Genomic DNA, 24,709 nt, shown 5'->3' on the forward strand with positions numbered 1-24,709 from the left:
GTCTGGGCCCGAAGGAAGGCGCGAAGTTGTACGAGGGCGTGGTTCAGGACCTGATCGACGAACTGGGCAGGCTGCCCGGCGTCGGGCCCAAGAGCGCGCAGCGGATCGCCTTCCACGTGCTGCAGGCCGACCCGGTGGACGTACGCCGGCTGGCGCACGCGCTGCTGGAGGTCAAGGAGAAGGTCCGGTTCTGCGTGGTCTGCGGCAATGTCGCGGAGGCCGAGCAGTGCCGGGTCTGCCTGGACCAGCGTCGCGACCGCGCGGTGATCTGCGTGGTCGAGGAACCCAAGGACGTGGTGGCGGTGGAGCGGACCCGCGAGTTCCGCGGCCGGTACCACGTGCTGGGCGGCGCGATCAGCCCGATCGAGGGCATCGGCCCGGACGACCTGCGGATCCGGGAGCTGATGACCAGGCTCGCGGACGGCACGGTGACGGAGCTGATCCTGGCGACCGACCCCAACCTGGAGGGGGAGGCGACCGCCACCTATCTGGCCCGGCTGTGCAAGCCGATGGGCCTGAAGGTGACCCGGCTGGCCAGTGGCCTGCCGGTCGGTGGGGACTTGGAGTACGCCGACGAGGTCACCCTCGGACGGGCCTTCGAAGGGAGACGACTTCTCGATGTCTGAGCAGCCCAGCAGCACCCAACCCAGCAGCGGCACACACCCCGCCGGCACCGGGCACAAGCACGAGCCGGACGACTTCGCGGTGCAGATCGCGGACTCGGTGGAGAGCTTCGTGCTCGCGGTGACCGAGGTCGCCAAGGGCGACGAGCCGGGCAGCGTGGTCTCGCTGCTCCTGCTGGAGGTCTCGCAGCTCCTGCTGGCCGGTGGCCGGCTGGGCGCGATCGAGGACGTCGTGCCGGAGGACCGGTTCGAGCCGGACGCGGGCCCGGAGCCGGACGGGGTCGAGCTGCGCGAGCGGCTGGCCGAGCTGCTCGCCCCGATCGATGTCTACCACGAGGTCTTCGACCCGTACGGGCCGCCGGAGAAGCCGAGCGCGTTCCGGATCTCGGACGACATGGCGGGTGTGGTCGCCGAGCTGCGGCACGGGCTGACGCACTACCAGGAGGGCCGGGTCAGCGAGGCGCTCTGGTGGTGGCAGTTCTCCTACCTGTCCAGCTGGGGTTCGACCTGTACGGCGGTGCTGCGGGCGCTGCAGTCGCTGATCGCGCACGTCCGGCTGGACAGCCCGATCGGTGCGGCGGCGGACGGTGCGGACACTGACGACGACGGGCTGACGGACGAGCAGCTGGAACAGCAGGCGGGCGACCTGATGGCGGCCGAGCTCGGCCTCTGAACCAGCGCGGTGTGACGAAACCGTCACCGCGCGGGCGGCGGAGCGAAATTCGAGGTGTCGCGCCCCCCTCCCCGGCAATTCTCCGGGGAGGCCGGGGGCGGCCCGCAGACCTGCCGGTCCTGACGGTCGGACCGCTGCCCACCTCGTGATATCCGCGTCTCAGCATATGGAAACCGCCGGTCGGCCCCGGGGCGCTCGCTAGACTGGCGCCGACCGCAGAGCCCCCGTCCGCCGGGGGTGCGGGGGCCACCAGTCCCCCGAAAAACGACACTAGTCGAGGAGCTTTCGTGGGCCTTGTCGTGCAGAAGTACGGCGGCTCATCCGTTGCGGATGCCGAGGGCATCAAGCGCGTAGCCCGCAGGATCGTCGACACCAAGAAGGCCGGCCATGAGGTCGTCGTCGTGGTGTCCGCCATGGGCGACACGACGGACGAGCTCATCGAACTCGCGGAGCAGGTCTCCCCGATCCCCTCCGGGCGCGAGTTCGACATGCTGCTGACCGCCGGAGAGCGGATCTCGATGGCCCTGCTGGCCATGGCGATCCGGTCCCTGGGCCACGAGGCCCAGTCCTTCACGGGTAGCCAGGCCGGGGTCATCACCGACTCGGTCCACAACAAGGCGCGCATCATCGACGTGACGCCGGGCCGGATCCGGAACGCCCTGGACGAGGGCAACATCGCGATCGTGGCCGGTTTCCAGGGCGTCTCCCAGGTCAGCAAGGACATCACCACGCTGGGCCGGGGCGGCTCGGACACCACCGCGGTGGCGCTGGCCGCCGCGCTGAGTGCCGAGGTCTGCGAGATCTACACCGACGTGGACGGCGTGTTCACCGCCGACCCGCGGGTGGTGAAGAAGGCCCGCAAGATCGACTGGATCGGCTTCGAGGACATGCTGGAGCTGGCCTCGTCCGGCTCCAAGGTGCTGCTCGACCGCTGTGTGGAGTACGCGCGGCGCTACAACATCCCGATTCACGTACGCTCGTCCTTCTCCGGATTGCCGGGGACCATTGTCAGCAGCATCAACCCGACCAAGCCCGAAGGGGGCGAGATGGAGCAGGCGATCATCTCCGGAGTCGCCCACGACACGTCCGAGGCCAAGGTCACGGTCGTTGGCGTGCCCGACAAGCCGGGCGAGGCCGCCCGGATCTTCCGCGCCATCGCGGACGCCGAGGTCAACATCGACATGGTGGTGCAGAACGTCTCGGCGGCGTCCACCGGTCTCACCGACATCTCCTTCACCTGCCCGAAGACCGAGGGCCAGAAGGCCATCGACGCACTCGGCCGGGTGAAGGACGGCATCGGTTTCGAGTCGCTCCGCTACGACGACGCGATCGGCAAGATCTCGCTGGTCGGCGCGGGCATGCGCTCCAACCCCGGCGTGACCGCGACCTTCTTCGAGGCGCTCTCCGAGGCCGGCGTGAACATCGAGCTGATCTCCACCTCGGAGATCCGGATCTCGGTGGTCACCCGCGCGGACGACGTCAACGAGGCGGTCCGGGCCGTGCACAGCGCCTTCGGGCTGGACAGCGAGACGGACGAGGCGGTCGTCTACGGCGGTACCGGCCGGTGACCCCGGAGCGGAGGCCGAGCCTCGCGGTGGTCGGCGCCACGGGCGCCGTCGGAGCCGTGCTGCTCGGCCTCCTCTCCATCCGGCGGGACGTCTGGGGCGAGATCCGGCTGGTCGCCTCGTCGCGCTCGGCGGGCCGTCGGCTGACGGTCCGTGGGGTGGAGACCGAGGTGGTCGGGCTCTCCGAGGAGGCGTTCGACGGGATCGACGTGGCGATCTTCGACGTACCGGACGACATCGCCGCCCGCTGGGCCCCGATCGCCGCCGCCAAGGGCGTGGTGGTGGTCGACAACTCCGGCGCGTTCCGGATGGACCAGGACGTCCCGCTGGTGGTCCCCGAGGTGAACGCCCCGGCGGCGCTGATCCGGCCGCGCGGCATCATCGCCAACCCCAACTGCACCGTCCTCACCATGATCGGCGGGCTGGCCGCGCTGCACTCCGAGTACGGGCTGAGCGAACTGGTGGTCGCCGCGTACCAGGCCGCCTCCGGCGCCGGGCAGAGCGGGGTGGACACCCTGCGGGCCCAGGTCGCCGAGGTGGCGGGCACCTCGGTCGGCGAGCAGACCGGTGACCTGCGGGCCGTGGTCAGCGACAACGGCCCGTTCGCCGCGCCGCTCGTCCTGAACGCGGTGCCCTGGTCCGGCACGCTGGAGGACGGCGGCTGGTCCTCCGAGGAGCTCAAGGTCCGTAACGAGTCGCGGAAGATTCTCGGCCTGCCGGGCCTGAAGGTCTCCGCCACCTGCGTCCGGATCCCGGTGGTCACCACCCACTCGCTGGCCGTGCACGCGGTCTTCGAACGCGAGGTGAGCCAAGCCGCCGCGCGGGAGATCCTGCAGAACGCCCCCGGCGTGGTGCTCTACGACGACCCGGCGGCGGGGGAGTTCCCCACCCCGAACGACGCGGTCGGGACGGATCCGGTCTGGGTCGGCCGGGTGCGGGTGGCGCTGGACGATCCCACCGCGCTCGACCTCTTCGTCTGCGGCGACAACCTGCGCAAGGGCGCCGCCCTGAACGCGGTGCAGATCGCCGAGCTGGTGGCGGCGGAGTTCTCGCTGCTGGGCTGAGCCGGTGAAGCTGAGCCCGGTGACGTGGAGCCCGGGTGAAGTTGAGTGCTGATGAACAGGAGACGATCCGTCAGATTCCCCCGCAAGGGCACTGGAGGCGCCCCGGCCGGTGCGGGAGAATAGCCCCGCAGTCGGGGGCAACCATGACAGGGGATCAAGTGTCCAACATGCGTGGCGAACGTGGTGGGGGCAGTGCGGGTGGGCACGGTGCGCGTGGCGGCGCGACCGGTCGATAGCCGGATGGGCACCGCCGCGGCGGACGCGGCGGGCGCCAGCGTCGACCACCTGACCGCGACCTACCAGGCGCACTACCGCTCCCTGCTCCGGCTGGCCGCCCTGCTGCTGGACGACATCGCCTCCTGCGAGGACGTCGTGCAGGAGGCGTTCATCCGGGTGCACGCGGCCCGGCGCCGGGTCCGCGAGCCCGAGAAGACCCTCGCCTACCTGCGGCAGACCGTGGTCAACCTGTCCCGCTCGACCCTGCGCCGCCGGATCCTCGGGCTGCGCCTGCTGCCCAAGCCGATGCCTGACATGGCCAGTGCAGAAGAAGGCGCCTACGATGCGCTGGAGCGCGACCAGTTGAAGACCGCGCTCCGAGGCTTGCAACGCCGTCAGCGGGAGGTGCTGGTGCTGCGCTACTACGCCGATCTGACGGAGGCCCAGGTGGCCGACGCACTCGGGATCTCGGTCGGCTCGGTGAAGGCGTACGGCTCGCGAGGGCTGGCCGCGCTGCGGGTGCTGATGGAGAGCAGCGATGACTGACGATCAACGGTCCTCGATGGAGGACCCGTTGGTGCGGGAGCTGCGCCAACGGCTGCACCGGGCGGTGGCCGAGGTCCAGCCCGACCCGGCCGCACTGCCCCGGCTGCGGGCCCAGGTGCCCCGGCGGCGGGCCAGGCACCGCGGCCTGTGGACGGGCGCGGCGGTCGCCGCCGCGCTCACCGCCGCCGCGCTGCCGACCATCCACGGGGTGCAGCAACTCGACCTCTCCGGCGGCCCGGTGGACGGTCCGCTGGCGGCCGGGCCGTCCCGCACCACGACTTCGTCGGGACCTTCGGTGGGCGGCGGCACCGGACGGCCGTCCGCGTTGCCGATGCCGGTGGTCACCGCCACGCCCACCGGCTCCCCGTCCGGCCCGGTGCCCGAGGTGACCACCAGCGGTTCGCTGGCCGGCGTCCCGGGTTCGCCCTCGGCGGGTACGCCGGTGGCGCCCGGCTGCGGCCCCGCCGACCTCGGCCAGGGCAGCTCCCACCTGGGCGCGGCCGAGGCGGACGGCCGGGTGTACGGCTGGTTCCGGGTGGTCAACACCTCGGGGCGGGCCTGCGAGCTGGCCGGCGGCGGGCTACTGGTCGCCGATTCGGCCAAGGTCAAGGTGGCCCCGCACACCGTCGGCGGGCCGGCCACCGGGCTGGCCGCACCGGTCGCGGACGGGCCGGTGCTGTTGCCGCCGAGTACGGGGTACCAGGTGCGGTTCGGCTGGGTGCCGGACGGGCCCTGCACGAGCGGTGACGCCGTCAAGGCCCGGGCGGTCGCGGCCGCCCCCGGGCCGTCCGGGTCGGGCTCCCCGAGTCAGGCCCCGGGCCCCGAGACCTCGCCCTCGCCGGTCGAGTCACCGAACCCGACCACCAGCCCGACCGCCGGCCGGCCCACCGTCACCCTCACCCACACCCCGGACCCGGGCGGCCCGCAGGTGGTCGCCACGCTGCCCAACGCCTGCACCGGCACCGTCTATCGGAACGGGGCGGAACGCATCCCGGAGGCATCGCCCTCGCCGGTCGGCTGAGCTCAGCCTTTTGCAGGGCGCTCAGTCTTACGGTCCAGGGGCTCGGGGAACGGCGACGGTTCGTGGCTGGCGGGCATCACTGCGAAGGTGCCTGACCATCTACGCAGGATCACCTTGCATGAGGTCGGCGTCGCCGTTCCCCGAGCCCCTGGATAGTGCAACCGTGCGCCCTGGTGTCCGGTGCGTGTGTAGGGGTGGTTACCGTGGTGCGTGTGTACCGGTTTCTCCTGACTTCGCGCTGGCTCGGCGGCACCGTGGTCGCCGTCCTGGCGGTCGTGGTCTGCCTGTTCCTGGGTTCCTGGCAGCTCAGCCGGTTCGAGGATCAGGTGAGCCGGCACCGGGACGCGGTGCGTTCGGCCGACGCGGCCACCGGCGGGGCGGCGGTGCCGTTCGCCGAGCTGCTGCCGGACGCGCGGGCCAGGGTCACCACCGAGACGGTCGGCCGCGCGGTCACGCTGACCGGGCGCTACGACCGGGCGCACCAACTGCTCGTTCCCAACCGCACGGTGGAGGGGAAGCAGGGGTACTACGTGCTGACCCCGCTCTGCCCGGGCGACGGGCAGTGCGTGGCGGTGGTCCGGGGCTGGGCGCCGGGGCCGGCCGCAGGCCGTACGGCGCCGGAGGTCGGGCCCGAGCAGGTGACCGTCACCGGGCGGCTGCAGGCTCCGGAGAACAGCGGCAGCAACGGTGCGGTGGCCGGCGGCCTGCCCGAGGGGCAGCTGGGCACGATCAGTCCGGCCGCCCTGGTGAACGTGCTGCCGGACGTCACGTACGACGGCTGGGTGGCCGCCGACACGGTGCCGGCCGGGCTGACCGTCGTGCCGACGGTGCAGCCGCAGGGGGGCAACGGCCTGAGTCTGCGGGCGTTCCAGAACCTGGGGTACACGCTGGAGTGGTTCGTCTTCGGCGGCTTCGTGGTCTTCATGTGGTTCCGGCTGGCCCGCCGCGAGGCGGAGAACGCCAGGGACCGGGCCCTCGGACTGGACCCGGTCCCGAACTGAGCCGACGGCGTCAGTCGTCGCAGTCGTCGCCGCCCGAGCTCTTGTGCTTGGAGCCCTTGTGGCTCTTCGCCTTCTTCGAACTCTTCGACCCCTTGCTGGACTTGGCCAGCAGCTGGGCCTGGACGGCCGAGCCGGGCGCGGCGACGCTGCCCGCGGACCAGTTGTCGCAGTCGTCGTCGGAGCTGGACGAGCAGCCCGCCGCGGTCAGCAGCAGCGCCAGTACGGCGCCGGAGGCCACCACCCCACGTCTGATGTTCAACGCGCTCTCCCCAGGTGTCGCAGTGCGAAGTCGATCTCCAGGCGGAGCTGTTTGATCCGCTCCTCGACCACCAGTGAGCCGTGCCCGGCATCGTAGCGGTAGACCTCGTGCTCCTTGCCGAGCTGTTCCAGCCGGGTCACGTAGTTGTCGATCTGCCGGATCGGGCAGCGCGGGTCGTTCACCCCGGCGCTGAGGTAGACCGGCACCTTCACCTGCTCGACGTAGCTCAACGGCGAGGAGGCGTGCCAGAGTTCGGGCACCTCCTCGGGCGAGCCGCCGAACAGGGTGCGGTCCAGCGACTTGAGCGCCTCCATCTCGTCCTCGTACGAGGCTAGGTAGTCCGCGACCGGTACGGCGGCCAGGCCGAGCGTCCAGCTGTCCGGCTGGGTGCCGAGGCCGAGCAGGGTGAGGTAGCCGCCCCAGGAGCCGCCGGAGAGCACGAGTTGGGACGGGTCGGCCAGGCCGGAGTCGACCGCCCAGTCCCGGACGGCGCCGATGTCCTCGAGCTCGATCAGGCCGACCCGGCCGTGCAGGGCGTCGGTCCAGGCCTGGCCGTAGCCGGTGGAGCCGCGGTAGTTGACCCGGACCACCGCGAAGCCGTGGTCCAGCCAGGCGGCGGGCCCGGCCGCGAAGGAGTCGCTGTCGTGGTGGGTCGGGCCGCCGTGCACCTCGAACAGGGTGGGGAACGGGCCGTCCCCGGACGGGCGTTGGACCAGCGCGTGCACCCGCCCGCCCGGTCCCTCCACCCAGACGTCCTCGACCGGCACCGAGCCGGGCGGCACCGGGCCCGGGGCCCGCAGCACCACGGTGCCCGCCGTCGAGCGGACCGCCGAGGGCTCGGCCGCCGAGGACCAGAGGAACTCCACCGTCCCGTCCGGCCGGGCGGTCGCGCCGGACACCGTGCCGCGCGGGGTGTCCAGCCGGGTCAGCTCGCCGGTGGCCAGCTCGTACGAGAACAGCTCGCTGCGCGCCTCGTACTCGTGCTCGACCAGCAGGGACCGGGCGTCGGGGCGCCACTGCGCGGAGAGATCGCCGGGGAACTCCCGGCCCTGGTCGTCGCGGAGGAGCAGCGCGGTCTCGGTGCCGGTGGCCACGTCCCAGAGGGCGGGCTCCCAGCGGCCGGTGCGCTGGTGGGCGATCAGCAGCCGGGTGTCGCCGTCGGCCGGGGCGAAGCCCAAACAGGCCACCCCACTGGGGTGCTGACGGCCCGTCACCTCGTCCAGCTCGGCCACCGTGGCGCCGTCGGCGAGCCGGAGCACCCGGATCGCCGAGTGCATCGCGTCGCCGTGCTCGGTGTGGTCGATCACCAGCAGGCTGGAGTCGTGGCTGAGGTCGCCGACCCCGCCGTACTCCTCGTGCCGGTAGACCACCTCGACCTCGGTGGCGCCGGGGCGGCGCAGGTAGAGGGTGGTGCCGTCCTCGTCGTCCGAGGTGCCGACCACCACGGTGCCGTCCAGGCCGAGCGCCAGCCCCGCGTCGTACGCGGCGGGCACGCCCGGCACGGCGTGTTCGTCGGGGCCGCCGGTGAACGGCTGGCGGCGCCAGACGCCCAGTTCGTCGCCGTCGGTGTCGTCGAACCACCAGATCCACTCGCCGTCCGGACTGAGCTCGGCGTCGGTGGTCCCGTTCGGGCGGGAGGTCACCTGGCGGTGGCTGTCGGCCGACCGGTCCCAGGCGTAGATCTCGTACGTGCCGGTGGAGTTGGAGACGTACAGGGCGCGTTCGGGGGCCTGCTCGGCCCAGTCGGGCAGGGAGACCCGTGCCGCCCGGAACCGCTGTTCCCACTCCGGTACGGGGCTCTTCTCGTTGCTCATCCCCCCATCAAACCCGATCCGCACGGCCCGGCGGAACGGCCGGGACGGCCGGTCAGGCGAAGGCGCACTGCACCACCCTGATCCGGTCCCGCCAGACCGTGACCGCCGTGGCGCCGCCGGCCGGCCCGCCGAACGACTCGGCCAGCGCCCGGTCGAAGGAACCGGACTCCAGGGCATCGGACAGCCGCCTGGCCCGGTCGAACCTGGCCTGGTCGGGCCCCTGGTACGGCAGCTTGCGCCAGCGCATCGGGGTGGCGCCGGGGCCGTAGCGGTGGCCGCCGAGGCTGGGGTGCGGGAGATCGAGCGAGAGCGCGTACAGGTCCTGTTCGCCCCGGTCGGCGACGGTGCGGAACCAGGGCGGGCCGACCCGGAGCCGGGCGCCGCCGGCGTCGGCCGGGGCCGGGCCGGCCTGGGACCAGCCGAAGGCCGTGATCACCGGGTCCCGGAGCACCGATTCGAACAGCGGGCGGAGGGCGGAGAGCGGCCGCTGCTGCACCCGGCAGGCGACCGGCTGGCGACTCCGCTGGATCGGGACTCCGAAGAACTCGGTCGGCATGGTCACGGGTGGCCTCCTGCTGCTTGCTCTGATCTGCTGCGCTGAACCTGTGGTCGTTGCTCGCGGACAGGACCTTACCTAGATGCGTTCGCGAACGCGAACACGTATTCGAATAATTTTCGATTCGCGGGGCAGGTCACCGAACGGGCTGGTCACGGGCCCGGAGAAGTGGCAGCATCGGCAGGTTGGCGCTGTTAGCCTCGTTCGCGAACGCGGCTGTCGCCCGCCGACCGCCCGCGCCCTCGCCCAGGCCGGGGCGAGGGGCCGACTGCCGTGAGGGGAGACGACGAGATGCCTGCGACCATGTCCGGCGACACCGGCGACGCGCTCTCCCGACTGGTGCGCGAGGCGCTGGACCGGCCCGGGGTGACCTTCCGCCGGCTTACCGAGTCCACTGTCGACCCGGCCACCGGCTACCGCCCGGGCACCACCTGGCTGCACAAGCTGGTCCGCAACGAGGTGGTCCGCGCGCCCGAGCCGCAGGTGCTCCGCGCGCTCGCGGCCGGGCTCGGCCTGCCGCTGCTCCAGGTCCAGCGCGCCGCCGCGGCCCAGTACCTGGACTACGTCACCACCGAGCTCACCGGCCTGCCCGCCGACGCCCGGGCGATCGTGGCGCACCTGGCCGAGCTGGATCCGGCCGATCTGCCCCGGGTCCGGGCCGTGATCGAGGCCCTGGTGGCCGCCAGGGCCGAGTCCGAAGGCGTCGAGGAACGCTGATTGTCGGACCCATGCGGTATTGCGGTTCCGCGACGTCCTCTCCTGCCCCCATAATCGGGTGTACGTTCGATTCCGTCTCGGGTCGCACGCGTCCGCCGTCACCGGGAGGGGGCACATGAACAGAGTCACCTGGTACCACGCCGAACTCGACGACGGCGCTCCCCTCGTCCTGCTCACCTTCCCCGACGAGTCCGTTCTGATCGGCGACCCGCGCACCCTCCCGCCGAACCTGCTGCCCACCCTCGCCGCCGCCCTGACCACCGGCCCGCTCACCGCCGACCGGATCGCCACCCTGCTGGCTGAGCTGTTGGCAGGTGCTGAGCCAGGCATCACCAGGGGCTCGGGGAACCGCGACGCCGACCTCGTACAAGGTGATCCGTCCGTAGGTGGTCAGGCACTTTCGCAGTGATACCCGCCAGCCACGAACCGTCGCAGTTCCCCGAGCCCCTGGATAGTGCAACCGGGCGCTCTGCCTAGTCTGTCCGGCGGGTCAACGCCACCCGGGAGCGGGTGAAGACGGCGGCGAGCAGCCAGGCCAGCAGTGGCAGCCCGATCACCAGCGCGGCCAGCTCCGGCCACGGGATCACCAGCGGGTTGCTGCCGATCTTGAGCGAACCCGAGCCGAACCGGGCCTCGATGCCGAGGTTCTGCACCCGCTGCAGCGCGGCGGCGGGCACCAGCCCGGCCAGCGCTCCGATGGTGGCGCCCATCGCGGCCACCACGGCGCACTGGAAGGCGGACAGCCGGCGGCGGATGCCCGGGGTGGCGCCCACGGCCGCCAGGGTGGCCAGGTCACCCCGGCTGTCGGTGGCCGCCAGACCGGTGGCGATGGCGGCGGCGGCGATGGCCACCGCCGAGGCGGCGATGGCGAGCCCCAGCGCGATGGCATTGGTGGAACCGCCCTGGTAGCCGCGCTCCACCTCGAGCTTGCCGGGGCCGGTCTGGAGCGCGGCGGCGGTGACGCGCTGCACCTCGGCCGAGGTCAGGGCCCGGGCGGGCCGCCACACCGACTGCTGGTCGACCGAGAGCAGCCCGGCCGCCTTGGCGGCCGCCGGTGACATCACCGCGCGGGCGGCCTGGGCGGTGCCGGTCACGGCCACCCCCGGCAGGCTGACCGTACTGGTCTTGTTGCCCTCGGGGCCGGTGGCGCCGAACCGGGTGAGCTGCAGGGTGACCTTGCCGTCCTGGAGGTAGCCGGGGTTCAGGACGACCACCTGACCGTCCGTCAGGGCCTTGGTGGCGACGGGCGAGTCCACGCCGAGCAGGTTGTGCAGCACGGCCGGATCGCCGCTGATCACGTCCCGGATGTCATCGGGCTCGGGGGTGTTGCGCGCGCAGCGGAGGTCGATGCCGCCAGGACCGGCCGGGGCCAGGCAGTCGTTCCCGGGCGCCGGGACCACCTGTACCCGGCCGCAGAACGAGCCGGGCGTGCTGTCGCACGCCCCGTAGCTGAGCGCGCTCAGGTCGGCGCGCTGCCCGAGCTCGGGCACGGCGCCCTCCACGGCGGTCCGCAGCGCGGCGGCGTTCTTCGCGATGGACACCGCCAGGCTGTCGGTGCCCCGGACGGACTGGGCCTGGAGCACCACGGCGCCGGGCGGGGCCGAGGCCACGTACCCGGCCCTGGCGGCCGAGTCGGTGCTGGCCTGGAAGGTCAGCACCGCGACCGCACCGGCGACGGCGGCCATCACGGCGGCGACCGCCGGGGCGGTACGTCCCCGGTTGCGGGCCGAGTCGCGCAGCGCGAGCCGGGGCGACAGCGGGAGGAACCGGCCGAGCCGGCCGAACAGGCTGATCAGCAGCGGGGTGCAGGCGATCAGCCCGAGCTCGGCCAGCACCGAGCCCGCCAGGACGGAGCGCGAGCCCGAGGCGGAGAGCTCGCCGCTCAGCGCGATGGCGGCGCCCGCCAGGGCGGTCAGCGCACCGGCGACGGCCAGCCACTTGGCCGGAGGCCGGGCGGTGACCCGGCCGGTGAGGGCGGCCACCACGGGCTGCCGGGCGGCCTGCACCGCCGGTACGACCGCGGCCAGCAGGCCGGTGACCACACCGAGCGCCACGATGCCCGACAGGTCGGCGGGGTTCAGTGCGAAGTGCCCGAACCGGGCCCCTGACCTGCCCTCCAGCCAGGACCGCCCGGCCAGCGCGGCGACCCCGCCGAGCGCCACACCCGCCAGCGCACCCGCGCCGCCGAGCACGATGCCGCCGCCGAGCACCACCCGGCGGATGTGCGCCCGGTTGCCGCCGGTGGCCGCGAGCAGCCCGAGCTGCCGCCGGGAGCGGCGGGCACCGACCGCGAACGCCGGACCGGCCAGCAGCACGATCTCCAGCAGCGCGAGACCGACCGCGGTGGCCGCGATGGTCCTGGTCCTGAGCGCGGTCTGCTCGGCCTCGGGGTCGGCGCTGGAGCTGATGGCGGTGGCGGGCGGCGGGTCGGCGAGCACGGCCCGCGACGCCACCGTGAAGCCGAAGGCGTTGGCCTGCTGCACCGCCTCCCAGCTGAACGCGGCGTGACCGGGCAGCGAGACCAGGTAGTCGCGGGCGCCGGGCGCGGTGGCCAGGCCGGCCTGCTCCGGCAGGGCACCGAGCAGTCCGCTCAGCTCGCCCGGCCGGCCGACCAGCCGGTTCGCCTTCAGGTCACCCGGGTACTCGACGGCGGCGGTGATCCGGAGCGGCTGGGTGGTGCCCTTGAGAGTGGTGCTCTGACCCACCTTCAGGCCGGAGTCGGTCAGGAAACCGGTGGTCGCCGCGACCTCGAACGGCGCGGCGGGCCAGCTGCCCTGCCGGAGCGTGGTGATGCCGGCCGTCAGCGGGTCCGTCAGGTCCATCCCCCAGGTCTGCACCTGGCCCTGGCCGTACGTGGTGCTGGTCAGGTGATAGCCGGTGGTGGCCTCGACCGGCAGCAGCTTGGCGTCGGCCGGCAGCGCCTGCTCCAGCAGCCGCTGCAAGGGCTGGGCGCTGCGGGCCTGTTCCTCGGGGGTGGGCGTGGGCTTCGGCCCGTTCTGGGACAGCACGGAGACGTTGCGCGAGGTGGGCTCCGCGCCCTGCACCAGCCGCCAGCCGGGCTGCGTACCGGTGCTGACGTACGCGTCGGCGGTGCCCATCAGGCGGGTGCCGCGCTCCTGCGGGGAGAGCTGGGTGCTGCGGGCCACGATGTCCGCGCCGGTGACACCCACCACCGGCAGCGCGATCATGGCGATGATCAGGGCGCTGCGGCCCTTGGCCCGCAGTGCGTCGCGGCGGGCGATCCGGAGGGCGGCGCGCCAGGCGGAGAGGCTCATCGGCTCTCGTCCGTCCCGGCGGCGGCGTGGCGCCCGCGGAGGTCGGCGGGCCGCTGACGCTCCTCGACCACCTGACCGTCGGTCAGCAGCACCACCCGGTCCGCCCACTGCGCGTGGGCGGGCTCGTGCGTCACCATGACGGCGGCCGCCCCGGCGTCGCAGCGGGCCCGCAGCACGGCCAGGACGGTCTCGCCGGTGGCCGTGTCGAGCGCGCCGGTGGGTTCGTCGGCGAGCACCAGCCGGCGTTCGCCGACCAGGGCCCGGGCGATCGCGACCCGCTGCTGCTGCCCGCCGGACAGCTGGTCGGGGAAGCGGTCGGCGTACTCGGCCACGCCGGTCTCGGCGAGTGCGGTCAGCGCCTCGGCCCGGGCCCGGCGGCTGGTCACGCCGTCCAGTTCGCGCGGCAGCGAGACGTTCTCGGCGGCGGTCAGCGCGGGGATCAGGTTGTAGTCCTGGAAGACGTAGCCGATCGCTCGGCGGCGGACGGCGGACAGCGCGGTCCTGGACAGCTTGCCCAGGTCCTGCCCCTCCACCCGGACCTGGCCCGAGCTGGCGGTGTCCAGCCCGCCGGCCAGCGTGAGCAGGGTGGACTTGCCGGACCCGCTGGGGCCCATCACCGCGACGAACTCCCCCGGACGGACCGTCAGGTCCACCTCGCGCAGGGCGTGCACCTGGGTCGCCCCCTGGCCGTGCACCCGGGACACGCCCCGCAGGCGCAGGACGGCCCCTTCGGTGTCCCTGATCTCTGTGGCTGTCACTCGTCGGCTCCTTCTCGTCGGCCGCCGCCCGAGGAACCGGGCGCAGCACAGCTGCCGTCCCGTCGGCGCGGCCTTGAGGGCGGCTCCGCCGGGGTGGCACCCCAGTCACTGTCCTGGCAGACCCGGCCGGTCGAACCACCCCGGCGAGCCTGCATACCGAGTATGTATACCCGGTATGCAGGCGTGCTTCAAGCGGCCCGGACGCGCGGCGGGGCCCCGCCGGAGTGTTCCGGCAGGGCCCCGGCGGGTCCGGCAAGCAGGTCAGGGGCGGCGCCCCGGGAGCAGCGCGGCGGGCAGCAGCCCGAGCGCCAGCACGCCCGCCGCGATCACGTACGTGGTCCTGAACCCCGCCGGGTCGAGGCCCGCCGTGCCCAGCAGCACCGAGAAGAGCGCCGTCCCGACCGAGGCCCAGACCTGCGAGTTGATGCTCAGCACGGTGCTCGCCGCCGCCAGCTGGTCCTTCGGCAGGTCGCGGCTCGCGGTCGTCATGGTCGGCATCAGCACCATCCCGGCACCGACGCCCATCAGCATCGCCGAGCCGACCACCCGCCAGGCGGCCACGTCCGGCACACCGACCTGGAGTCCGGTCAGGAGCATCCCCAGCGCGCCCAGCGCGACGCCGGCCGTGATCAGCCGCCGGGGTGACACCGTGTCGATCCGCCGGGCGGCGATCTGCAGGGTCAGGCCGACGGTCAGGCCGACCGGCGCGCCCAGCATCCCGACCTCGGTGGGGCTCACGCCGCGGACCTGCTGCCAGTACACCGGGCCGAGCAGCATCGAGCCGAAGTACCCGGCGGTGAACAGGGCGAGGGTGCCGATCCCGGCGGCGAGCCTGCGGTCGCGCAGCAGCCGCAGGTTCAGCAGCGGCTGACGCGCGGTCAGCGCGCGGCGGCCGAAGGCGGCCACCAGCAGCGCCCCGGCCAGTGTGGGGAGCAGCGCTCCGAGGGTGCCGAAGTCGCCCTGCTCGCCGCCCCTGGCCAGGCCGAACAGCAGCAGCGCCAGACCGGGGGAGAGCGTCAGCAGACCGGGCAGGTCCAGCTTGGGCGCGGCGGAGGGGTCGCTCGGCCGGTCGGACCGCAGCAGCTTCGCGGCGAGCACCGTGGCGGCCGCCCCGATCGGCAGGTTGACCAGGAAGATCCAGTGCCAGGAGGTGGCGTCGAGCAGCCAGCCGCCGAGCAGCGGGCCGAGCACCGGACCGATCAGGATCGGCAGGCCGCCCAGCGCCATCGCCCGTCCGAGCCGCTCACTGTCGGCGGCGCGCATCACCATCGTCATGCCGACCGGCATCAGCAGCCCGCCGCCGATCCCCTGCACGGCGCGGGCGGCGATCAGGCTGCCCGCGTCCCAGGCGAAGGCGGCCAGCAGGGAGCCGAGGGTGAACAGGACGAGGGCGGTCAGGTAGCTGCGCTTGGCGCCGATCCGCCCCATCGCCCAGGCCGCGGTCGGGACGACGGCGGCGAGCGCGAGCGTGTAGGCGGTGGTGGCCCACTGAATGGTGGTCAGCGAGGCGTGGAAGGTCTCGGCCAGACTGCGCAGCGCGACATTGACGATCGTGGTGTCGAGCACCGACATCATCGAGCCGATGATCACCACGACGAGCGTGCGGTTGAGGGCGGTGGACGAGGCCCGGGGCATCTCCGGCGGAGCCTCGACGAGCTGACCGGTGGTCATCTCCCGTGCCCCTCAGCCCTGGTACGGCCGGGTGGTCCGGGCGTCCCGCAGGGCCCGTCCCCACCAGGCGAGTTGGCCGAGCATGCCCTTGACCGCGCCCTCGGACACGGCGACGTCGCGCGGCGCACCGTCCGGCCCGAGGCCCGACCACGGACCGTGCAGACTGACCGAGTCGCGCACCGTCACGGCGTGCAACTCGGCGAAGATCAGCCGGAGTTGCTCGACTGCGCGGAGCCCGCCACCGAGCCCGCCGTACGAGACGAAGCCGACCGGCTTGGCGTGCCACTGCTGGTGGTGCCAGTCGATCAGGTTCTTCAGGGCGGCCGGGAAGCTGTGGTTGTACTCGGGGGTGACCACCACGAACGCGTCGGCGGCGGCCAGCCGGGGCGTGACGTCGGCCAGCGCGGCGACGGCCTCCGGGCTCGCCGTGCCGCCCCAACCGGGCATCACCAGCGGCAGGTTGACCTCGGCCAGGTCGATGACGTCCAGCTCCAGGCCCGCCTGGGCGGCGGCCGCGCCGACGAACCAGTCCGCGACGGCCGGGCCCTGGCGGCCCTCGCGGACGCTGCCGACGATGACGGCCACGCGCAGGGGTGCGTCCTGCTCGGCGGTGGTGGCAGCGGTTTCGGTCTCGATGGCAGCCATGGTGGTGTCCCCTCCTCGCGGGGTGACCGCCCGTCGCGGCCTCCCCTCCGGTAAAGTTACAACGAGCGTTGTCGAAAGTGCAACGGTCGTTGTAATTAATCGGGAGGCATGCGTGAGTGGCAGTAACGAAGCCTGGCTGGAGCAGGCGCGGCGCGAGGTCTCGCCCCGCAAGCTGGAGAAGCAGATCGCCCTCGCGAGCGCGGCCTGCATGGTCTTCGGCCGCGAGGGCTACGCCCGGGCCTCGGTGGACGCGCTGGCCGCCGCGGCCGGCGTCTCGACCCGCACGCTCTACAACCACTTCCCCGGCGGCAAGGCCGACCTCTTCCGGACCGTCGTCACCTGGACCTCGGGTCAGGTGCGTGATGCCCAACTGGCCCGCCTGGGTGCTCTGTTGGACCCCGAGCGCCCGCCCGGCCCGGAGGATCTGGCGCGCGACCTGATCGCCCTGGCCCGCGCGTTCGTCGGCCTGATGGCCGAGTACCCGAACCACTTCGCCCTGGTCCGCCACATCCACGCCGAGGCCGACCACGTGCCGCCGGAGGTGCTGCAGGCCTGGGTCGACGCCGGCCCGGGACCGGTCGGCCGCGCGCTCGCCGAGGCGATGGCCGGCCTCGCCGACGCGGGTCTGATCGACGTGCACGGGGACGCGGCCATGGCCGCCGCGCACTTCATGGCGCTGGTCTCGCACTCGATCGTGCAGCTCTCCCACTACGGCGTGCTCCCGCTGGCCAAGGGGGAGAGCGACCGTCTGATCGAGGGCGGCGTGCGGGCCTTCCTGCGGGCCTACCGGGCCGGGTGAGTCGACGTCAGCGAAACAGCTCGGCGTGGTCGAGGGCCCAGTCGCGCAGCGTGCGGGCGGGAGTGCCGGTGACGTCCCGGACGGTGTCGGTGACCGGCTCCGGTGCGTCGATCCGGGCCGCGACGAAGTCGAGTGCGCCGTCCACGATCCCGAGCGGCCACCCGCTGTCGACCATCTGCTGACGGGCAGCCGCCCGGGGGATCTCCTCCCACCGGGCCGGCCGGCCGACCGCCTCCCCGATGATCCGTACCTGCTCCGCCTGGGTCGGCGACGCGGGCCCGGTCAGCGCGTACCGCGCCCCGTCGTGCCCTTCCTCGGTCAGCGCCCGGACCGCCACGGCGGCGATGTCCCGTTCGTCGACCAAGGTCAGCCCGGCCGCGCCGCCGTAGCCGCGCACCACGCCCGAGGTGCGGATCTCCGCCGCCCACCGCAGCGCGTTGGCCATGAAGCCGTGCGGCCGCAGGAAGGTGTGCCGCAGGCCGGAGCCGGCGATCAACGACTCGATCGCGGCGTCCGGCCGCCCGGGCGACTCGGGCTCCTGCCCGGGGACGTCCCGCACCGCGGCCGAGGACAGGTAGACCACCCGGCGCGCGTTCCCGGTCAGCGCGGCCAGGGCCTCGGCCGCGCCCTCGGCCGTGTGCAGCGGCCAGGCGAGGAACACGGCATCGGCCTGCCCTGCGGCTGCCGCCAGCGTCCGCGCGGCGGACAGGTCGCCGGGTACGAGGCGTGCCCCGTCCGGGAGTTGGGCCGCCCGCGCCGGGTCGCGGGTCAGTGCCAGCACCTCCGTGCCGCCCGTCAGCAGGCCCGTCACGACGTGCCGGCCCACCGTCCCGTTGGCTCCGACGACCAGGACCCTCTGCTGCTCGTTCATGAACGGACTGCCTCTCCTTGACGGTGCGTCACCGCGCCCTCCGTGGGCTCTGTTTCGACCGTAAGCCGCCCGGACAAGACCTCCAATGCGCCCAGAGCTCCGATTCATACGCGAACGTCTCCGGCCCGAGCCTGTGCGAGTACCTTCGTCGGATGGATGTACTCAGCGACGTCGTGGCCGTGATGCGCACCGGTGAGCCCCGTTCGGCCCGGGTGGAGTGGTACGCCCCGTGGGGCCAGCGCTTCCTGCCCGCCCCCGGCGGTGGCTTCCAGGTGATCCTGCAGGGCTCGTGCTGGCTGATCCCCCGGGACGGGGCGCCGATCGCGCTCGGCGTCGGCGACGTGGTCTTCATGCCGCGCGGCCATGGCCACGCCCTGGCCGACCACCCGTCAACTCCGTTGGCAGCAGCCGCCTGTGACCCGCAGGACGACTCCCGTCACGAACAGCGGTACGCCGCACCGTCCGTGGGCCGCCGGCCGGACGGCACCCACCCCACCACCGTCACCCTGTGCGGCGCCTACCAGCTCGACCCCGGCCGGGCCCACCCGCTGCTCCACGACCTGCCCGACCTCCTGCACCTGCCCGCCCGCCTCGGGCACCACCCCGAGATCCGCGCCGCGGTCGAACTCCTCGGCGGCGAACTGGAGAACCCGCGACTCGGCGCGGACACCGTCGTCCCGGCCCTGCTGGACATGCTGCTGCTCTTCGTCCTCCGCGCCTGGTTCGACCGGCCCCCACCGTCGACGCAGGGCGGCCCGGCCCTCGGCTGGGCCGCCGCACTCGGCGACCCGGCGATCAGCGCCGCACTCGACGCCATCCACCGCACACCCGAAGCCCCCTGGACGGTCGAAACCCTCGCCACCCGGGGCGGCCTCTCCCGCGCGGCCTTCGCCAAGCGCTTCAGCGCGACGGTCGGCCGACCACCACTCGGCTACCTGACCTGGTGGCGGCTGACGACGGCCGCCCGCCTGCTCCGGGAGTCGGACAGCCCCCTCGGCGTGGTGGCCGAACGGGTCGGCTACGGCTCGGAGTTCGCCTTCGCCAACGCCTTCAAGCGGGAGTACGGCATCGCCCCGGGCCGCTACCGCCGGCAGCAGCTGTCCCCGGCCGTTGATGGCCGCCTGGTCTGAACTCGCGCGGCCTGCGGGACTGTTACGCCGGGAGGAAGAACCCGGTGACGTCGGCGAGCCGGCCGTCGCGGTGCACCGCGGTGCTGACGCCCGTCATCGCCGGTTCGCCCTGCTCGTTGAGCTGGGTCCACCGGGCCAGCGACCGGTCGTGGTGCTCCAGCACCTCGTCGATCCGGAACCGGTGACCGGGGAAGGCACCGGCGAACCCGGCCATGTAGGCGGCCAGTTCGGTCAGACCGCTGACCTCCGTACCCGGATCCCGGTAACCGATCCCGTCGAGGGCGACCGCCTCGAGCGCGGCGATCCGCTCGTCCGGTTCGGCCGACCAGCAGGCGGCGTAGTCCGTCCAGAGCTGCTGTGTGTCACTCATCGCTGTCCCTCTTTCGTGGGCCGATCGACGCGAGCGCGCCATCGGTGACGGTGTGCAGTTTGGTGATCGGCGTGCCGGCCCGGACCAGCACCAACAGGCCCTGATAGAGCGCCAGTAGCTGGGCCGCCGCCATCTCGACGTCCAGTTCCGCCGACACGCGGCCGAGCGCCCGGGCCCGGGTCAGCGCGTCGGCGAACCCGGACTCGATGGTCTCCAGCCCCTGCCGCACCCCCGGGGCGGCCTGGGGAACGGCGAAACACTCCACCGCCGTATTGGTGAGCAGGCACCCGGGATCGGGATCGACCCCGGTCTCGAACGCCGAGGTGAAGAACGACCGGATGCCCGCCACCGGATCGGCCGGCTCCAGCAGATGCACCCGGACCCGCCCCTGCACCACCTGCTCGTTGTAGGCCTCCAGGGCCGCGTGGAACAGGCCGTCCTTGCTCTGGAACGTCCGGTACAGGCTGCCCGGGTGCAGCCCCGTCGCCTCCTCGATGTCCCGCAGCGAGGCACCCAGGTAGCCCCGGCGACGGAACAGCCCCATGGCGGCGGCCAACACCTCTGCCCGATCCCAGAGTTGCCTGCGCCCCATGGTCACCCTGCCTCGATAGTTGAACGACTGCTCACAAAATAGCACGCTCGGCAGTGGTGTGAGTGATCGTCAGGCCGGTGGCCGTCCGCCGCGGCCGGAGGGGAGTCCGGCCGCGGCGGACGTACAGGTCAGGCGCCTGCCGCCACTGCCGTCAGCCAGGCGTTCCAGTCGCTCTCGTAGTCCAGCGAGGTGAGGAGGGTGCGCGCGGCGGTCCAGTTCCCGGTGCGGTAGTAGCCGAGCACGGCGGTGACGTCGGCCGGGTGCCTCTCGATCATGTAACGGGCGGCGAGGTAGCCCCAGTTGTAGGTGCGGCTGACGTCGCTGTTGTCGTAGGTGGTGTCGAACAGCGTGCGCAGGGAGTAGGTGTGCTTGCCGGCCTCGGCCACCGCGTTGGCGTAGGTGACGCCACGGTAGGAGTAGGAGACGTACTCCGCGAAACCCTCGCCCCACCAGACGGTCGGGGTGGTCTGGCTCGCGTTGAAGTCGCCGTACTGGTCGAAGCGCCCGTCGAGGTAGTGGGTGTACTCGTGGTTGAGGTTCCAGATCTGCCAACCGGGGCTCACGTCGGTGCGCTCATAGCAGATGAACCGCGGCTGGTTGCCCGCCTTGGCGGGGTTCCCCTCCAGGTACATGCCGCCGTTGTTGGTGTCGATGCCGTAGATCTTCCCCGCGTAGGCCTTGTAGTCGGCGCTGGAGTTGAAGACGTCGACCTCCAGGGTGGTGTTGAAGTCGTTCGCGACCGGCCCCGAGTCCTTGACCACGCCGTGGAAGTAGGCGTCCTGGTTGGCCAGACTCGTACAGGTCGCCGCCAGTTGGGCGGCGGTCATCTCCTGCGCCCGGATCCGCAGCGACGGGCTGCAGGTGTGGAGGACCGGCAGGATCCGCGACTCCAGCCGGCCGCCGGTGGGCGCGGCCGCGGCGGGAGCGCCCAGCGCGCTGCCGTGGGCCGGGCGCTGGCCCGGGTCCGCGGAGACCTGGTCCGGCTTGGGTGTGGCCTGGGCGGCTTGAGCGGCCTGGAGGGGGGTGGCCGCGATGGCTGCGACCAGCAGAGCGGTGGCTATGGCACGCAAGGTTCACTCCTGGGGGTTGGAGCAAGACGTCCCGTCCGTGACGGGCCTGCGCAGTAAAATGGCACACGTCACATTGCTTTTCAATACTTCTCACCGGGCCCACCGCGCGCATTCACCCGGGCCCGGAGAGCAGCGAGGACCACGAGACACACCAGCTCCACCGGCACCGGTCCGTCGGCCCTGACACGTCGGCAGCAACGACAGAGGGCCAGTCAGATTTCTCTGACTGGCCCTCTGGGCTGGGTCGGGGTGGCGGGATTTGAACCCACGGCCTCTTCGTCCCGAATTACAGGCGGGGCGGTCGCTCAGGTCATCTGCGCACGTCAGAGGTGGTGTCAGGTGCGTTGCTGGTCACTGCCGGACGGGCTGGTTGCTGTACTTTGCTGCTGTACTTTCGGAGCGCGATCAAGGGGTGGGACACGGGGCCGGGTCCCGGTCGCGGCACTGCCGTGGCACTGAGTAGAACCGGGTATCAGGCGTAGGGGCTCCAGCGGCCGAGGCGGGCCAGCAGTTCCAACGCAGCTGCCTCATCGAGGCCGAGGGCGACAGCGGCCTGTTCGGGATCTGCGTCGCGTCGAGCATCGTGGGCGGCCCAGTAGCCGACCTCCGTGGCGGTGACCTCCAACCGGCGGACCGCTCGAAGTGCCGCGAGTGGAGAGGTTTTCGTCAGCTTCTCGATCTCTTCTGCCAGTTGGCCAAGCAGGTCGGTGACCGTCTCGGGCAGCGGAACGGTCGACTTCTCCACGTCGTTTGTGTGCTTGTCCCAGTCCAGCAGGCAAGCCTCCGCCGCCTTGTCACCACCCTCAGCCAGGTCTTGCTCGCCGATCTCGTCCCAGTCCAGCTTGTGTTCGGCACCGGTCCAGCCGCAGGAACACACAGCACGCAGTGCCTGGGCCCGTGGGGTGAAACTGAAGCGGCCGTTGTAGGCGCTCCACTGTGACACCAGCTGCACGGCCCCGCTGCTGGTCATCGGGTAGGCGATCGGGCCAGGAGCGGTGCCGTCGGCCAGGAGCACTCCGACCGCACCCTCATGCGAGGCACCGAACTCGTCCGTTGTCCACGTCTCTTGCTTCCCCATCGTGCCCCTCCAACGGCCGTTTCCCAGTGCGCCCTTGGTGGGGGCAGTGGAGACGACGATCCCGCAGTCCGTGCTGTCTGCACCACCGGAATCGCGAAACTCCAGAGGCAGGCACGCGACACTGCTGTGGCCCGAGGCGACTCTTGGGCGTCGCTGACAACATGGATGAGGCTAAGTGGGATGATCTGCCTATTCGTGCTGTCCTGGAGCGGGCCTGAGCCATGGCACGAGTGAGATCGTGCGTGAACCGGTCTGCGGACTCCAGCGCTTGTTGTACAGCTCGGGCGTTTCCGCGGGTGTACTGGCGGAGCCGGTAGCAGTTGATCAGGTTGCCAGCCGCGAGAGCTCCATTGCACGCTGCGTCGAGTAGAGGATCGTCGTCTTCGAGGAGGACGAGCTCGGAGGCGGTGCGGATCAGTCGGAAGGTGAGGAGCTTCAGTTCGGTCTCAGGGCTATCGGAGGATCTGGCCAGCCCCTGGTAGCCGGCGAGGAGGTCGCTGAGTCCGCCTGGTGGCCCCTGGTCGGGGTCTGTCATCTGGGCTGCGTCGAGTTCGGCCTTGGCGAGCAGAACTCCGACTAGGAGCGGGGCGTCCTGTGACTGCACTCCGTGGGGCCGTTGTTTCGGGTCTGGGACCGGGGCGGCACCGAGCTCCGTCAGCGCGCGCAGCAGTTTGCGTGCGTTGGCGGGGCCAGGTGCTGACTGCCGTGACATGCGATCACAGTGCCGTCGCTGTGGTCAGGCCGGGGCTGTCGCGGCTCGGGCTCGACGACGCCTTCGACCAGCGCCCTTGACGGGCTTCGGCATCGCCAAGGCGGCCTTGCGCATACGCTCCTCTAGGCGGAGCATGTGCCCGATCTCGTCCTGGTACATCGCCAGGACCTCGTAGTTGGCGACCTGGTCGCCGAGTGGGTTGATCCACCCGGACAGAAGCCGCCGCAGCTCGGTGTTGATGCAGTGGAGGCGCCAGCCGACGCTCTCTGCGATCTTCGCGGGATCGGCGGTGATCATGTAGCCGCCGCGGAACGCGAGGAACGCCAAGCCCTTTTCCAGGGTGACGTGGTCGCGTATGTGGCCCTTGAGCCGTGAGAACTGGCTGTCGGTGGCGTGGATTTCGGTAGTGATCGCTTCTTTGGTGACCAGCACGTCCTCGCCGGCGCGCTCAAGGATTCGCCATGTGAGCTCGGCAAGGTGCTGGCTGGATACGGGGGGAGTGCGGCCCTGGTGAGTGGCCGCCTGAGCTGATGTGGTGGCGGGGGTGCGGCGGGAGGTCATTCAAGGTCATCGCCTTCGCCGAGGATCCGTGCCAGTTCGTCATCCATGGACTTCTCTCCGGTGGTCACCACTGTGTCGCACCAGTCGAGAGCGGCGCGAATACGCCGATGGTTGTCCAAGACGGCCCGGACCTCTCGGTCAGTGAACTCTGCAACATGCAGGTTCGGGATCAGTCTCTGTAGCTCTACTAGGAACGTGGTGCCCATGCCGATCAGCTCGAGCACTTCAGTGGACGCCCGCGTGTAGTCCACCGCGGGCTCGCGACGGCGCACCTCACGGACAGGCTCCTCAACCTCCTCCTCGTCGCGCTCGTGGGCGGCGGCGAAGCGGGCGTTCGCCGCCTCGATACGCTGCTCGTGGTGCGCCCGATAGACGATTCTCTGGTTCTCTGGGCTCGCCATGACCTGGTGGGCCACGTTTGGCCGCTTCAGCATCTCGGCCACGGCCTCGGCGGCATACTCGTCCTGGTTCATCAGGACTCGAACTCGGTCAAGCTTCTCTGCCTTGGTTAGAGGCCTGTGAGGCAGTCGGCCGGCGAAACTGAGGGCTTTGTCCTCCGTCCATCGCTTGCCGTCGGGCGGGTTGTGGATTAGCTCGAAGCGATCTTCCAGTGCGTCGAGTGCTGCGTGGATCGACCACGAGACGCCGCTTGCGCGCTTGTCCGGCGGCCAGGCTGTTGCTTCGTGTCGATATCGGAGCAGGGTGTGGACGTTGCTGCCGATCTCGTCCGCGTAGCGATCCAGCACGATGAAGACACCACGGTTTCCCCCTTCTGGGCCCAGCAGGGGGATCATCTTGAGAGTCAGGTCTCCCAGCTTGAACTGGACGCTACTGCCTTCATCAACGAGATCGCGCCCCTGGTGCACGTACCGATTCCACTGGCGGTCGGTGAACTGCTTGGGGAACGGACTCTCGACCGTCTTCGCGGGCATGTCGCCTCCAACGGGACCGACCGGCCTGCCACGAGGTGACACAGCAACCAAGAGCTGATCTTGGTTGCGGGCAGCCCGGAACAAATTCGCTGGTCACCCCCAGTGTCCAGCGAAGACGGCTAGGGACCAAACGGCCGCCAGCTCGAACGCTGTCCGTCGTGCAGAGGCTCTCGCAGCACCACTCTCTCGG

24 protein-coding genes and 1 pseudogene are annotated in these 24,709 nt (G+C 71.9%); 11 read left to right on the forward strand and 14 right to left on the reverse strand.

Annotation, left to right across the window (positions count from 1 at the left end; genetic code table 11):
- Positions 1–26: 26 nt before the first annotated feature.
- The 7 genes from recR to F4556_RS18720 all read left to right on the forward strand — a co-directional run bounded on the left by recR (position 27) and on the right by F4556_RS18720 (position 6,709).
- Positions 27–626, forward strand: coding sequence for a recombination mediator RecR (gene recR, locus F4556_RS18690; protein WP_184924795.1), 600 nt, complete (start codon positions 27–29; stop codon positions 624–626).
- Positions 619–1,296 carry a DUF5063 domain-containing protein gene (locus F4556_RS18695; RefSeq protein WP_221503647.1) on the forward strand — a complete coding sequence of 226 codons (678 nt, stop codon included), beginning with the start codon at positions 619–621 and terminating at the stop codon, positions 1,294–1,296. The genes recR and F4556_RS18695 overlap by 8 nt, the downstream gene beginning before the upstream one ends.
- Positions 1,297–1,583: 287 nt before the next feature.
- Complete coding sequence (locus F4556_RS18700) at positions 1,584–2,864, forward strand: aspartate kinase (protein ID WP_184917305.1); 1,281 nt, start codon at positions 1,584–1,586, stop codon at positions 2,862–2,864.
- The gene (locus F4556_RS18705) at positions 2,861–3,925 is read left to right on the forward strand and encodes an aspartate-semialdehyde dehydrogenase (RefSeq protein ID WP_184917324.1); all 1,065 of its coding nucleotides are present in this window, start codon (positions 2,861–2,863) and stop codon (positions 3,923–3,925) included. The genes F4556_RS18700 and F4556_RS18705 overlap by 4 nt, the downstream gene beginning before the upstream one ends.
- A 240-nt stretch (positions 3,926–4,165) precedes the next feature.
- Positions 4,166–4,687 (forward strand): SigE family RNA polymerase sigma factor, encoded by a 522-nt coding sequence (locus tag F4556_RS18710; protein ID WP_184917327.1) that lies wholly within the window; start codon positions 4,166–4,168, stop codon positions 4,685–4,687.
- The gene (locus tag F4556_RS18715) at positions 4,680–5,708 is read left to right on the forward strand and encodes a hypothetical protein (protein ID WP_184917331.1); all 1,029 of its coding nucleotides are present in this window, start codon (positions 4,680–4,682) and stop codon (positions 5,706–5,708) included. Before F4556_RS18710 ends, F4556_RS18715 begins: the two co-directional genes overlap by 8 nt.
- Before the next feature lie 212 nt (positions 5,709–5,920).
- Entirely contained in the window at positions 5,921–6,709 is a 789-nt protein-coding gene (locus F4556_RS18720; RefSeq protein ID WP_184917333.1) for an SURF1 family protein, read from the forward strand.
- 10 nt (positions 6,710–6,719) lie between these two features.
- Here the strand turns inward: F4556_RS18720 and F4556_RS18725 are convergent, their stop codons facing one another.
- The 3 genes from F4556_RS18725 to F4556_RS18735 are packed head-to-tail and all read right to left on the reverse strand — an operon-like array spanning position 6,720 to position 9,344.
- Entirely contained in the window at positions 6,720–6,968 is a 249-nt protein-coding gene (locus tag F4556_RS18725; protein ID WP_184917336.1) for a hypothetical protein, read from the reverse strand.
- Complete coding sequence (locus F4556_RS18730) at positions 6,965–8,782, reverse strand: S9 family peptidase (protein WP_184917339.1); 1,818 nt, start codon at positions 8,780–8,782, stop codon at positions 6,965–6,967. Before F4556_RS18730 ends, F4556_RS18725 begins: the two co-directional genes overlap by 4 nt.
- Positions 8,783–8,834: 52 nt before the next feature.
- Positions 8,835–9,344, reverse strand: coding sequence for a hypothetical protein (locus F4556_RS18735; protein WP_184917342.1), 510 nt, complete (start codon positions 9,342–9,344; stop codon positions 8,835–8,837).
- Between the two features lie 285 nt (positions 9,345–9,629).
- On the opposite strand from F4556_RS18735, the gene F4556_RS18740 reads away from it, so the two are divergent.
- Together F4556_RS18740 and F4556_RS18745 are read left to right on the forward strand one after the other, a co-directional pair.
- Positions 9,630–10,055, forward strand: a complete 426-nt coding sequence (locus tag F4556_RS18740; protein ID WP_184917345.1) for a hypothetical protein — start codon at positions 9,630–9,632, stop codon at positions 10,053–10,055.
- Positions 10,056–10,170: 115 nt separating this feature from the next.
- A complete protein-coding gene (locus F4556_RS18745; protein ID WP_184917348.1) occupies positions 10,171–10,464 on the forward strand; it encodes a hypothetical protein in 294 nt (97 codons plus the stop codon).
- Positions 10,465–10,528: 64 nt separating this feature from the next.
- Here the strand turns inward: F4556_RS18745 and F4556_RS18750 are convergent, their stop codons facing one another.
- The 4 genes from F4556_RS18750 to F4556_RS18765 all read right to left on the reverse strand — a co-directional run bounded on the left by F4556_RS18750 (position 10,529) and on the right by F4556_RS18765 (position 16,404).
- Positions 10,529–13,330 (reverse strand): FtsX-like permease family protein, encoded by a 2,802-nt coding sequence (locus F4556_RS18750; protein WP_184917351.1) that lies wholly within the window; start codon positions 13,328–13,330, stop codon positions 10,529–10,531.
- Positions 13,327–14,088 (reverse strand): ABC transporter ATP-binding protein, encoded by a 762-nt coding sequence (locus F4556_RS18755; protein WP_313068357.1) that lies wholly within the window; start codon positions 14,086–14,088, stop codon positions 13,327–13,329. The genes F4556_RS18750 and F4556_RS18755 overlap by 4 nt, the downstream gene beginning before the upstream one ends.
- Before the next feature lie 261 nt (positions 14,089–14,349).
- Positions 14,350–15,759 carry a DHA2 family efflux MFS transporter permease subunit gene (locus F4556_RS18760; protein ID WP_246511044.1) on the reverse strand — a complete coding sequence of 470 codons (1,410 nt, stop codon included), beginning with the start codon at positions 15,757–15,759 and terminating at the stop codon, positions 14,350–14,352.
- Between the two features lie 12 nt (positions 15,760–15,771).
- Complete coding sequence (locus F4556_RS18765) at positions 15,772–16,404, reverse strand: NADPH-dependent FMN reductase (RefSeq protein ID WP_184917354.1); 633 nt, start codon at positions 16,402–16,404, stop codon at positions 15,772–15,774.
- Positions 16,405–16,516: 112 nt separating this feature from the next.
- Here F4556_RS18765 and F4556_RS18770 point away from each other — a divergent pair, with 112 nt between their 5' ends.
- Positions 16,517–17,203 (forward strand): TetR/AcrR family transcriptional regulator, encoded by a 687-nt coding sequence (locus F4556_RS18770; protein WP_184917356.1) that lies wholly within the window; start codon positions 16,517–16,519, stop codon positions 17,201–17,203.
- A 7-nt stretch (positions 17,204–17,210) separates the two neighbouring features.
- Here F4556_RS18770 and F4556_RS18775 read toward each other — a convergent pair whose 3' ends face one another.
- On the reverse strand, positions 17,211–18,074 hold the full coding sequence (locus F4556_RS18775; protein ID WP_184917359.1) for an NAD(P)H-binding protein: 864 nt from the start codon (positions 18,072–18,074) through the stop codon (positions 17,211–17,213).
- A gap of 152 nt (positions 18,075–18,226) precedes the next feature.
- Between F4556_RS18775 and F4556_RS18780 the strand changes: the two genes are divergently transcribed.
- On the forward strand, positions 18,227–19,204 hold the full coding sequence (locus F4556_RS18780) for an AraC family transcriptional regulator (protein WP_184917362.1): 978 nt from the start codon (positions 18,227–18,229) through the stop codon (positions 19,202–19,204).
- Positions 19,205–19,226: 22 nt separating this feature from the next.
- Here F4556_RS18780 and F4556_RS18785 read toward each other — a convergent pair whose 3' ends face one another.
- The 6 genes and pseudogenes from F4556_RS18785 to F4556_RS18810 all read right to left on the reverse strand — a co-directional run bounded on the left by F4556_RS18785 (position 19,227) and on the right by F4556_RS18810 (position 24,519).
- On the reverse strand, positions 19,227–19,574 hold the full coding sequence (locus tag F4556_RS18785) for a nuclear transport factor 2 family protein (RefSeq protein ID WP_184917365.1): 348 nt from the start codon (positions 19,572–19,574) through the stop codon (positions 19,227–19,229).
- Positions 19,567–20,166, reverse strand: coding sequence for a TetR/AcrR family transcriptional regulator (locus F4556_RS18790; protein WP_184924805.1), 600 nt, complete (start codon positions 20,164–20,166; stop codon positions 19,567–19,569). The genes F4556_RS18785 and F4556_RS18790 overlap by 8 nt, the downstream gene beginning before the upstream one ends.
- Positions 20,167–20,300: 134 nt before the next feature.
- Positions 20,301–21,062, reverse strand: a pseudogene (locus tag F4556_RS18795) (collagenase); the annotation flags it as partial.
- A gap of 646 nt (positions 21,063–21,708) precedes the next feature.
- Positions 21,709–22,314 carry a hypothetical protein gene (locus F4556_RS18800; protein WP_184917374.1) on the reverse strand — a complete coding sequence of 202 codons (606 nt, stop codon included), beginning with the start codon at positions 22,312–22,314 and terminating at the stop codon, positions 21,709–21,711.
- A gap of 736 nt (positions 22,315–23,050) precedes the next feature.
- Positions 23,051–23,587, reverse strand: a complete 537-nt coding sequence (locus F4556_RS18805) for a hypothetical protein (RefSeq protein WP_184917377.1) — start codon at positions 23,585–23,587, stop codon at positions 23,051–23,053.
- Complete coding sequence (locus F4556_RS18810; protein WP_184917379.1) at positions 23,584–24,519, reverse strand: DUF6192 family protein; 936 nt, start codon at positions 24,517–24,519, stop codon at positions 23,584–23,586. Before F4556_RS18810 ends, F4556_RS18805 begins: the two co-directional genes overlap by 4 nt.
- Positions 24,520–24,709 lie beyond the last annotated feature (190 nt).

This window comes from Kitasatospora gansuensis (genome assembly GCF_014203705.1).
In the GTDB taxonomy this organism is placed as follows: Bacteria; Actinomycetota; Actinomycetes; order Streptomycetales; family Streptomycetaceae; genus Kitasatospora; species Kitasatospora gansuensis.